Raw genomic sequence first — 11,371 nt, forward strand, 5'->3', positions numbered from 1 at the left:
TACTTTCTAATTATAATTCGTTACTTTAGTTACCCTAATTCACTTTCACTATGGAAAAAAATAATATCACTCAGATTCTGAACAGTAAGACAGATAAGGATAGAACAGATAAGATTTATCCATTGGTTTACGATAATCTTCATTTAATATCAGAAAAACTTTTTCAAAGAGAAAGAGCAGGACATACGCTTCAACCGACACTGTTGGTGAATGAAGCATTTATGAATTTGGTGGATGAAGACAGTATTGAGTGGCAGGGAAGAACCCATTTTTATGCCTTAGGTGCAAGAGCCATCAGAAGAATATTAGTGGATCATGCCCGTACCAAAAATACCGCTAAAAGAGGGGGTGATTGGCATAAAGTCGATTTGGAAAAAACAGTAGCTTTTTCACCAGAAAGAGGAGATATGGCTTTAGCGTTAGATGAAGCTATTGAACACCTCAAAGAAAAACATGAACGCCAAGCGACGGTGGTGGAATTAAAATTCTTCGGAGGAATGAAAATGCAAGAGATTGCAGATGAATTAGGAGTATCTATCAAAACTGTTGAGGTGGATTGGACCGTTGCCAAACAGTGGATCAAAATGTTTTTAACGAAGGAAGTATAATGTCGGATGACTTACATTTAAAAGCAACCGAACTTTTTAGTCAGGTAATGGAACTTCCCAAGAAGGAAGCCATCAAATATATTAAAAATCAAACGGAAGAAGATACTGCATTGAGGGACTACACCTTGAAGCTGTATCTTTCTTTTGTTCAGGAACAAGAGAACTTTGGTGATGTTGAACAGGAAGAAGCAACTGTTGAAACATCACCTTTGTTGCAAAAGGAGATTACTGAAAAAACGATTCAAAAAACAAAGACACGGTTTCCAATAAAAGATAAAAAAACGTGGCTGATTGTGTCTGTGATTGCTTTTATAATTCTTTTAGGGTATGTGTATGGCACCATTATTCGAAACAAACTTATCAGTAATGAGACTCGAGAGCATGTGGCCTTTTTAACCGCTCAGGAATCTATTTTAAATCACTGGATCAAGAGCGAAAAACTAAAGGTACAAGATCTGTCCACTGCTCCTACTGTTATTGATATTGCTCAGGAATTACAAACTTTATACGAAAAAAACGGAGATACCTATTTTACATCAGATGATCGAAAATTAGCTGAGCTTACTCAAAGGTTAAAGAAAATAAGTCAGAGAGAGCAGCTTTTAGGGATGAGTATCATTCAGGCCAAAAGTCCAATTACTTTAATTAGTACAGGATTACTCGATGAGGAAGGAGACATTTCCATTCTCACTGGAGAAATGTTGGCAGAAGGTGCTTATAGAAATTACCTGAAGGTAATTAAAGGAGAGACGGTATTTGTGCCTCCAATGGAGCTTTCTGATCAAGTATTTAGTTTAGAAAATGAGTTGGACCAATACACGGCCGAATGTCATTTTGCTACTCCGATTATGGTCAATAACCAACTTATTGGGGTGCTTACAATGAGTTTATCCGCCGATAAAACATTTAGTGAGTTATTTCAAAATGCCCTTCACGAGCAATCGACCAATGTGTATGCTTTTAATCGGTCGGGCATAGTTTTGAGTAGTACTTGGAAAGATCAATCGAAAGGTATTTTTAACGATCCACTGACGATTAAACTAAAGTATAATAATCAAACTACAGCTTTGTTGGATGGGGTGGAAGAAGATTTAGAAAAAGATTCACCACAAAATCAAGGTCAAATCTTAGCCGGATATGCAGATTATTTAGGTGATGAAGTTGTGGGAGCATGGAAATGGTTTCCCGATTTAAATATTGGTTTGATCTACGAAAGAAATAAAGGCGAGTTTTATCAATCTGTCCATCTATTTGATGTTACTTTCTTGCTTGCTGTTGTCCTGATTATCGTTTTTGGAGTGATTATTATCCGAAGCGATATGCAGTTGAATTTACTGAATAAAAAGATCTCAAAGTTACAGCAATTGGGACAATATCAGTTAGTCGAAAAGATTGGAGAAGGAGGCTTTGGTGAGGTATATAAGGGAGAACATCAATTACTCAAGCAGCCTGTTGCTGTTAAATTATTGAAGAAGGAATTGAATGGTACCGATGCGCTCGATCGATTTAAAAAAGAAGTGATGGTGACGGCATCATTAAATCATCCTAACACCATAAAAGTATATGATTACGGACATAATAATAAGCATCAATTTTATTATGTGATGGAATATTTAGAGGGAATTTCCTTAGAAAATCTGCTCTATCATAACAAAGAAATTAGTGTTGGACGAGGAGTGTATATTTTGCTTCAGGTGAGTTATAGTTTGAAGGAAGCACATCAGAAAGGACTTTTACACCGAGATATTAAACCTGCTAATATTATGGTGTGTAATCAAGGAGGCGCCTGTGATACTATCAAATTACTTGATTTTGGATTGGTGAAAGATCAGAATACAACCATGAGTCAGCAAACCAAAATAAATAGAATAGGAGGAACACCAATGTTTATGGCACCCGAACGTCTACATGATCCATTTAATGCAGATGTGCGTCAAGATATTTATGCCCTAGGGGCGGTAGGTCTGTACATGTTTTCGGGTAAATATATTGTGGAATTGATTTCTCAAAAGATGCTTCAAGGGGAAGATTCGATTCAGTCACTTCTTCAGGATGATATCTTTGAAAGAAAGGATATTCCATCAGAATTGATTCACTTATTTTTTAGGAGTGTCAGCTTCAATGTTTCAGAAAGGCCATCTGATGTTGACACATTTATTGATGCATTAAAAAGCATCGCCGAACGCTATCCATGGACAGCCGACGATGCTTATAAAGAGTGGAAAAAGTTTGATGCTTATGGGTGATAACATTCTAGAAATCTATATCAAATAGCCTTTTGGTGTAGTAGTGATTTTCTAGCTTTCCAGATATTTTTAATGTGTAATCCAATTAAAGAAATTGATGCTGCATAAGATATCAGACTTAATTCAATCGGCTCAAAACCTAAGTATTTTGATATCGTAGTGGCTAAATACGCTAAGTAGCATATCCACATCAATTTAGAATGTGTGTGTTTAAGGCATTTTCTTGTCGCAAAGTAGACCGCTACTCCACTAACGAGTATCATAGATAAATCGACAATACCCCAAAAATCAAAAGTGTGATGATGATGATGTCCGTGATGGGCATGATGAGAAATAAACGAACTCCCTAATATTATTCCCGAAGTCAGTATACAATGAACTAAGCAAATTAACGATCCAGTAATTCCAATCTGATCCGAATTTTTTTCTAAAGTGTTTTTGAAAGAGCACATGATGATAATTTTTTGATGAAACAATGGAAGGTTTTTGATGCCTTCATTACCATATGCGGGAAAGATTGGGAAAGCCCTAATTTTTTAGGTAGGAGGTAGCAGGTAGTAGGTAGCAGGTTTGGTTCGCTCCTCTGTTTTTGTAGGGTTTCTAGTAAATAGTTCGTTGTAATAAATATCAAAATGCCACTTTATTTCATCATAGAAATTGATATCTGACAAAAAATATAACCTGATTTTTTTAGAGCCTATCTATATATAAAGATTACTTCTTACCTCTTACTTAAATAACTATTCCCAGGAATAAACCTTAGGTTTACTGTATTGTAAAATTTCTAGATAAAGGTTATTTTAAAACTAGGGTAAAAGAAATAAGTGAACCATCGGAATGAATAGAGCTGTAACTCTACAGGAATTCTTGGACTTATTTCTTTTAATCAGAACCAAACCTAAATAAGAGAATGCTTCAACCCGTTAAGGTTGGTAGGGAAGTTCTGAATACCCTAATTCCTAATTAAAACGAAGATACAAAATGATTTACAAAAAAGTAATTGGGGTTGATGTAAGTAAATTAACATTAGACATCGCTTTACAGTTAAGTCCTTCGAAGTTCATTATGAGAAAATGTGGTAATACTAAAAAGCATATTTCCACTTGTTTCAAAACTTTATTTAAAGAATATGACCTATCAAAAGAAGATGTATTAATCGTGGCTGAGAATACAGGACTTTATACTAATCCTTTAATTTGGAGTTTAGTTGAAGAAGGCTATAATTTATGGATTGAGTGCCCTAATCAATTTCATCTTAGTAAAGGATTTACCAAAGGAAAAAATGATCAAATAGATGCACAAAGACTTGCTGATTATGGCTACAGAAATTCTGATAAAGCAAAACTATGTGAGCTAAGTTCGACCAGTCTTTCTACATTAAAATATTTGAATTCAGAAAGAGATCTAATTGTAAGTGAGCAACAGAAATTTAAAGCACAAATTACTGATCATAAAGATTATGTAGAAGAAAGTGAGTATAAAGATCGAGTTAAAAGATATAATAAAATACTCAAAGCTTTAAAAGAAAATTTAGATGCGATAGACAAGAGAATAGATCAGATAGTTAAAAATGACAAGGTATTGAAACATCAATTAAACCTTCTAAAAACAATACCAGGTGTAGGTCCTAAAATTGCACTAGATGTAATAATTGCTACCCTAGGTTTTAAGAAATTTGACAATGCACGTCAATTTGCTTCCTATGTTGGAGTTGCTCCATTCCGATATGTCTCAGGAACGAGTATTCGGTCTAAAAATAAGGTGTCAAAACGGTCAAAGTTATCACTTAAAAGCAATATCCATATGGGGGTTGTATCTGCCATCCAAATAGAGGGTGAATTTCAGACGTATTACCAACGAAAAATTAGTGAAGGGAAAAATAAAATGACGGCAATTAATAATTTACGAGCTAAAATGATAAAAAGGATGTTTGCTGTAATTAAGAATAACAAGGCTTATCAAAGTAATTATATAGCTTGCTGGACATAGTTTCTATATCGCTAGAGATTAATAAATAACGCGTCAAGGATGATTGAAATACATAAGAATTCATCCATCCTTAACATGTTAAACTAACCGATATTTATCTTTAAAATAGATATCTACCCATATTCTAGAAAATTGGATAAAATAAATATTGATTTACTTGTTTTATCCATAAGAGAATTCCTGGGCTGCTGATACCCTAACCAAAGTAAAAACTCTCCCCCTTAGTTATTAGTTATTACCTATTACTTAAAAAAACAGATCATTAACTTTGCTACCTGCTACCTGCTACCTGCTACCTGCTACCTGCTACCTGCTACCTGCTACCTACTCCCTACTCCCTCCCTAACATCATCAAAAACCCCTCTTTTGTTAACGAAGTCCAACAAAATAGAGGTTTCCCCCCACACCCCCGCCTATGTTGGTGAATACGAATTAATCACAATTTAAAATCTATCAATTATGTGTAATAAAAGTTATAACGCCGACATCGATCCAGTAGAACAATTTGCAAGAGGAGTAAAGCCGAATGTAGAATTTTACGACAAAGTCATCGCTACAAAAGATAATGGAACAAGAAAATTAGTTTATGAAGATGTACTTGAGCCACATACTGGAAATTCTTTTTATGCTAAAGCTGGACAGGTAATTAGAATAGAACAAAGACCACATCAGCATAATGGAAGAACGCAGATTGCAGATATTTTATTCTTCACACCTGATTTGGAACAATGGAGTGATCATTTAAGTACGACTGCTGTTGCCGGTTTCTCTCCATCAATTTATGGATCGCTTTGGACACAAAGTAAGTACATGGAAAAAATAGTAACAATGGTTGCAGATGAGTATCCATATGAGCTATTGGAAGATCCAGATAACAATATGAAAGTACAACATATGTTTTTCGCTGCTCACTGTAGTAAGGAATACAATATGTGTGCATACGGAAATGAGGCAGTGCATATGAATAGCTGTCATGAAAACTTTATTCAGGCATTGAATAGACTTCCTGCAATTGCGGCCATCGAAGATGAGGAGGAAAGAAAAAAGAAAGTTCAGTTTTTAGCGGATAGAAACGACTTGAATATCTTCCAACCCAATCAGATTATTCCAGATGAGGAAGGGGTAACAAGAGGTAAAATGTTCTTGAGTCCTTCAGTTCCTGATGGAACAGGTTTGGAATTCTACTGTGAGAAAGATTTGTATTTAGTGGCTAGTAACTGTCCGTATGCAGATCAGAATTTACCTTTCCATGAGGCACAGCCTAATCCGATTTATATTCAAGTGTATGAGACTGGTATTTCACCTCACTCAGAAGATCACTTGGGTATGGTAAAAGGAGATCAATGGGAAGAGTTAGTATATGATAAGTTCAAAACTGGGGAAAAAGACATTTCTGTTCGTACTCCAGAGAGTTTCAATAATCTATAACACTAAGTATTGAATCTTATATAATTTGAAACCCACGATTTCAATCGTGGGTTCTCAAAATTAATTACTGCAGGTTCAATCAACTAATTCTAATTTTTAATTAAAATCAATTGCTATGAAAACATCATTAAAAAGTAAGATAGGGATAGCCTTCGTTATCCTAGGTTTTATTAGTCCGGTATTTGGTTTGATCGTTCCTTTATTCGGCTTTAACACCACAATCACAGCATCATTAGTTACTTTTTTCTTGGTTGGAGGACCAGAAATATTTCTTCTTATTGGAGGCATATTAGCTGGTAAAGAAGGAGTACAACTGGTAAAAGGAAAGGTAAAAAAATTATTTGGTCTTCCTGAAGAAGATTATCCTGCAGGTTCCACTCAGTATAGAATTGGGGTAGTATGTATATTATTATGGTTGTTCTTAGTTATTTTCCCAGGCTACATTCCTCATATTTTTGAGATGCCTTTAGTAAGGGATAATTTATTCTATCTTTCTATAGGAACCGACCTTTTATTAATTCTTGGTGTATTTGTATTTGGTGGTCATCAGATGATTACCAAAATTAGTGAGATCATACGTTGGCAGCCATGGAAATTAGGTAGTAATAGAAGTTAGCAGGTAGCAGGTAGCAAGTAACAGGTTTGGTTCGCTCCTCTGTTTTTATAGTGGAGCGTGTAAATTGATTGTTTGTCTAAAGAACTTATATCATCATGATGAATACCATAAAACAATAATATGGTTTTAGACTAAAGTATCTCAAGTTATTTTAGAATCAAAACGAGCGTTAACTTTGAACCTACTACCTACTACCTTAAAAAAAAGTCCCACTCAACATCAAAATTGAGTGGGACTTTTTATATTTTATCAGATAGTGACAGACAAAACCTGCTACCTACTACCTGCTACTTACTACCTATTAAATTACCATACTTTCGCTCTCTTCTCAGGAGCTACATACATTTTATCACCTTTTTTGATGTGGAATGCCTCATAGAAAGGATCAAAATCTGATAACGGGCCAGTTGCTCTGAATTGACCAGGAGAGTGAGGGTCAGTCATGATTTGGTTTCTTAGTGCTTCTTCTCTAGATTTTGTTCTCCAGATAGTTGCCCAAGAAAGGAAGAAACGTTGTTCTGGAGTGAAACCGTCAATCATACCTGGCTTTTCAGCTTGTAAAGATAAGTATCTTTGTAAGCCATCATAAGCTACAGCAACACCTCCGATATCGGCAATGTTTTCACCTAAAGTAAGTTCACCGTTAATGTGTAATTCTTCCAAAGGATAGTAACCGTTGTATTGGTCGATAACCATTTGTGCTTTACCTTGGAAAGTTTCGCCATCTTCTTTTGTCCACCAATCTTGCATTTCACCTTTAGCATCGAAACGTCTACCTTGGTCGTCAAAACCATGAGAAATTTCATGACCGATAACTGCACCAATACCACCATAGTTTACAGCTTCATCAGCTTTGTAGTTATAGAATGGAGGTTGAAGAATTGCGGCAGGGAATACAATTTCGTTATATAAAGGATTATAGTATGCATTTACTGTTTGAGGAGTCATACCCCATTTTGTTTTATCTACAGGCTTACCATATTCAGCAAAGTTTTTCTTTGTTTCGTAGATGCTAGAGTTAACGATGTTTTGGAAATATTCTCCTTTTTTGATTTCCAAGTTCTCATATGTTTCCCATTTATCAGGGTAACCGATTTTAACTGTAAAGTTGGCTAATTTATTTAATGCTTTTTCTTTTGTTTCAGCACTCATCCAATCCACTTTTTTGATACGCTCAGCAAAAGCTTCCTTGATGTTGTTGACCATTTTCTCTGCTTTCTCTTTTGCTTCAGCAGGGAATTCAGTTTCCACATATAATTTACCTACAGCGAAACCTAGAGTAGAGTTTGTTGTTCCTAAAACTCTTTTCCATCTTGGACGGTTTTCTTCCAAACCTCTCATTTTCTTACCGTAGAAATCAAAGCTTTCGTTAACGAATTCAGAACTTAAATAAGGAGCTGCTTCGTGGATAATGTGCCATTTTAAGTAGTTCTTTATTGTTTTGATATTTGTATTAACTAAGATTGAATCAAGCTTTTCAAAATAGATTGGGTGATTAACAATGATTTTCTCAGCTGGAACATCAATATGTTTTAAATAAGTAGTCCAATTGATTGTTTTACATTTTCCTTGAAGTTCAGCAACAGTCATTGGATTGTACTGTGTTCTAGGATCACGAGCCTCAACAGGAGTTTTATTAAATTCGGCTAAAGCATTCTCTAAATCAAAGATTTTTTGAGATTGTTTCTTTACCCCAATTTTTCTCATCATGTTTTCGATGTGCTGAACATATTGCTCTCTTTTAGCAACAGAAGCTGAATCATCTTTCGTATAGTAATCCTTATTTGGAAGACCTAAACCAGCATACCCTAAGTAAAGTGATTGTGTTTTAGAATCTTTTAGATCTTGATAAACACCCATACCAAAGAATACTGAAGTACTAGAGTCGTGTAATTTTTCTAAAACTTCTTGTAAGTCATCTAACGATTTAATTTTATCTACCTCAGCTAAGTAAGGCTTCACTGGTGAATAACCTAATTTTTCGATAGTAGCTGAATCCATACCGCTTTCATACATGAAAACTGCTTTTTCTTGATCAGAACCATTTGCAAGCTTACCCGATTCAGCGGCATCATTTAATACTCTTAAAGTTGCTTTTTCGTTTCTTTCGCGAAGTTCATCAAAGCTACCCCAACGACCACGGTCAGCAGGGATTTCTGCTTTTTTCATCCATCCACCGTTAGCAAAGTTGTAAAAATCTTCGCCAGGTTTTACGGACGTATCCATATTGTTTAAATCTAATGCTTTGTCTTGTGCGTGACTAGTTGTAGAAAACAATCCGAACATCAAAAGAGATGCACCAATTGTACTTCTTAAAGTGAGTTTCATATTATAATTAATGTTTAAAATGTGTTTCAATACAAATGTATAAAAATCAAACTTAACAATTGTATTAAAAATAAAGTGAAAAACTTAGTTTAAATTTTTAATATATTTTAAGACGACTCTTTTCTATTAGAGATTTATTATGTCTTCAAAATCTCCTTCAATTTTCGTATCTTACAGATATATAAACGATTAGATTATTGATATTATAAACTACCTTCTTCAGTTAATGACTACTTTAGCTTTTAACTGTACTTAACCAAAAACAAAACTATGAAAGAGCAACAACAAATATTGAATTATCTTAAGAGTGATATCCCTTCTAGTATTGTCGTTTTTTTAGTCGCCGTCCCATTATGTTTAGGTATTGCATTGGCTTCTGGAGCTCCTTTATTTTCTGGTATTATTGCTGGAATTGTTGGAGGAATAATAGTCACCTCTATTAGTGGATCTCAATTAGGAGTAAGCGGACCCGCTGCAGGATTGGCAGTAATTGTCTTAAATGCTATCAATGAATTAGGAGCATTTGAAACTTTCCTTTTAGCTGTAGTTATCGCAGGAGTGTTACAAATTTTTCTAGGTGTATTAAAAGCAGGAGTTATTGGCTATTATTTTCCATCTTCTGTAATAAAAGGCATGTTGACAGGGATTGGTTTAATTATCTTTTTAAAACAAATTCCTCATGCTGTTGGATATGACGCTGACCCAGAAGGTGATTTTGCCTTTTTTCAAGTAGACGGTCATACTACTTTTTCTGAGCTTTGGTATATGACAGAATCGATTACTTGGGGTTCGGTTGTGATCACATTGGTATCTTTAATTATTTTGATATCATGGGAAAGACCTTTCATCAAAAACTCTTTTTTGAAAATGGTACCAGGACCACTTTTAGCTGTAGCAATAGGGATCATATTAAATGTATGGTTTGATGATATCCCAGTGTTAGACATTACTTCCGAGCATTTAGTCGCCATACCTGTAGCAGGTTCTTTTGGTGAGTTTTTCAATCAATTTACCTTACCTGATTTTAATCAATTAGCCAACACCCAAGTATATGTTGTTGCATTTACCATTGCAGTGGTTGCTAGTTTAGAGACACTTCTTTCAGTTGAAGCTACTGATAAATTGGATCCACAAAAAAGAGTCACGCCCACAAACCGAGAATTGGTAGCACAAGGGGTTGGGAATATCGTTTCGGGTATGATAGGAGGATTACCTGTAACACAAGTTATTGTCCGGTCATCGGCTAATATTCAATCGGGTGGACGAACAAGGTTATCTGCTTTTTTACATGGTGTATTGATATTGATATGTGTGATGGTTATTCCCAAAGTGCTTAATCTTATCCCATTATCCTCTTTAGCTGCTATTTTATTAGTAATTGGCTATAAACTGATCAACCCCAAACAGTTTAAAGAATTATACAAGAAAGGAATTAACCTTTTCCTACCTTTTATAGTGACCGTTTTAGGTATAGTATTTACCGATTTATTAAGAGGTATCGGTTTAGGTATGGCTGTTGGTATTATCAATATCTTATGGAATAATTTCAAAATACCTTACCATTTAGACCCAAAAAATGTAAAGCTAAACGATCCATTGATTATTCATTTAGCTGAGGATGTTAGTTTCTTAAATAAGGCAAGCATTTTAAGAACACTCAATAAAATTCCGGATGGGATGGATGTCATCATTGATGCATCAAAAAATCATTCTATTCATCCTGATGTATTGGAGATCATTGATGATTTTCAAGAAACAGCTTTAGAACGTAAGATCAAGTTAACTAAAGTAGGTTTTGATAAAATTAGAAATTATGATCCGGAAAACGATTTTCAAAAGTTGTTTTAAAATAACCTATATAATATGGGTAGGAATAAAATTATAGGATTTCGCAGCGCTATCTTATATAGCAATTTATTTATTCTCTAGTGCTAGTCTCCGGACTAGCACCTGCGTTATGAGGAGCGGACTATTAGTAAAATAGTAAAAAGAGGTCAGGAGACCTCTCAAGTTTATAGACACCGATGACGCTTCGCTTAACATCGGCGCCAGTGTCCTCCGAACTCCTAACTCCTAGTTTCTATCAAAAATTCTCTAATCTCAATATTCTATCAACTCACCTCTTACTTCTTACTTCCCCTAAAACCGTCTCAAAC

Annotated in this window: 8 protein-coding genes; 6 read left to right on the forward strand and 2 right to left on the reverse strand. The window is 34.9% G+C overall.

All coding sequences use genetic code 11. From position 1 onward, the window contains the following. Nucleotides 1-50: 50 nt before the first annotated feature. Both KMW28_RS03240 and KMW28_RS03245 read left to right on the forward strand, forming a co-directional pair. Entirely contained in the window at nt 51-608 is a 558-nt protein-coding gene (locus KMW28_RS03240) for an ECF-type sigma factor (RefSeq protein WP_066210177.1), read from the forward strand. Further along, nucleotides 608-2,854 carry a serine/threonine-protein kinase gene (locus KMW28_RS03245; protein WP_169664917.1) on the forward strand — a complete coding sequence of 749 codons (2,247 nt, stop codon included), beginning with the start codon at nt 608-610 and terminating at the stop codon, nt 2,852-2,854. The genes KMW28_RS03240 and KMW28_RS03245 overlap by 1 nt, the downstream gene beginning before the upstream one ends. Nucleotides 2,855-2,874: 20 nt before the next feature. On the opposite strand, the gene KMW28_RS03250 is transcribed toward KMW28_RS03245, so the two are convergent. Continuing rightward, on the reverse strand, nt 2,875-3,306 hold the full coding sequence (locus KMW28_RS03250) for a MerC domain-containing protein (RefSeq protein WP_169664916.1): 432 nt from the start codon (nt 3,304-3,306) through the stop codon (nt 2,875-2,877). A 529-nt stretch (nt 3,307-3,835) separates the two neighbouring features. Between KMW28_RS03250 and KMW28_RS03255 the strand changes: the two genes are divergently transcribed. The 3 genes from KMW28_RS03255 to KMW28_RS03265 all read left to right on the forward strand — a co-directional run bounded on the left by KMW28_RS03255 (nt 3,836) and on the right by KMW28_RS03265 (nt 6,887). Beyond that, the gene (locus KMW28_RS03255; RefSeq protein ID WP_169667330.1) at nt 3,836-4,843 is read left to right on the forward strand and encodes an IS110 family RNA-guided transposase; all 1,008 of its coding nucleotides are present in this window, start codon (nt 3,836-3,838) and stop codon (nt 4,841-4,843) included. A gap of 459 nt (nt 4,844-5,302) precedes the next feature. Continuing rightward, the gene (locus tag KMW28_RS03260; RefSeq protein ID WP_066210174.1) at nt 5,303-6,271 is read left to right on the forward strand and encodes a DUF1989 domain-containing protein; all 969 of its coding nucleotides are present in this window, start codon (nt 5,303-5,305) and stop codon (nt 6,269-6,271) included. Nucleotides 6,272-6,386: 115 nt separating this feature from the next. Beyond that, nucleotides 6,387-6,887, forward strand: a complete 501-nt coding sequence (locus KMW28_RS03265) for a hypothetical protein (RefSeq protein ID WP_169666412.1) — start codon at nt 6,387-6,389, stop codon at nt 6,885-6,887. A gap of 306 nt (nt 6,888-7,193) precedes the next feature. Here KMW28_RS03265 and KMW28_RS03270 read toward each other — a convergent pair whose 3' ends face one another. Further along, the gene (locus KMW28_RS03270; RefSeq protein ID WP_169666414.1) at nt 7,194-9,215 is read right to left on the reverse strand and encodes a M13 family metallopeptidase; all 2,022 of its coding nucleotides are present in this window, start codon (nt 9,213-9,215) and stop codon (nt 7,194-7,196) included. 270 nt (nt 9,216-9,485) lie between these two features. On the opposite strand from KMW28_RS03270, the gene KMW28_RS03275 reads away from it, so the two are divergent. Continuing rightward, complete coding sequence (locus tag KMW28_RS03275) at nt 9,486-11,063, forward strand: SulP family inorganic anion transporter (RefSeq protein ID WP_169666416.1); 1,578 nt, start codon at nt 9,486-9,488, stop codon at nt 11,061-11,063. Nucleotides 11,064-11,371: the final 308 nt, after the last annotated feature.

The sequence above is a fragment of the Flammeovirga yaeyamensis genome (genome assembly GCF_018736045.1).
In the GTDB taxonomy this organism is placed as follows: Bacteria; Bacteroidota; Bacteroidia; order Cytophagales; family Flammeovirgaceae; genus Flammeovirga; species Flammeovirga yaeyamensis.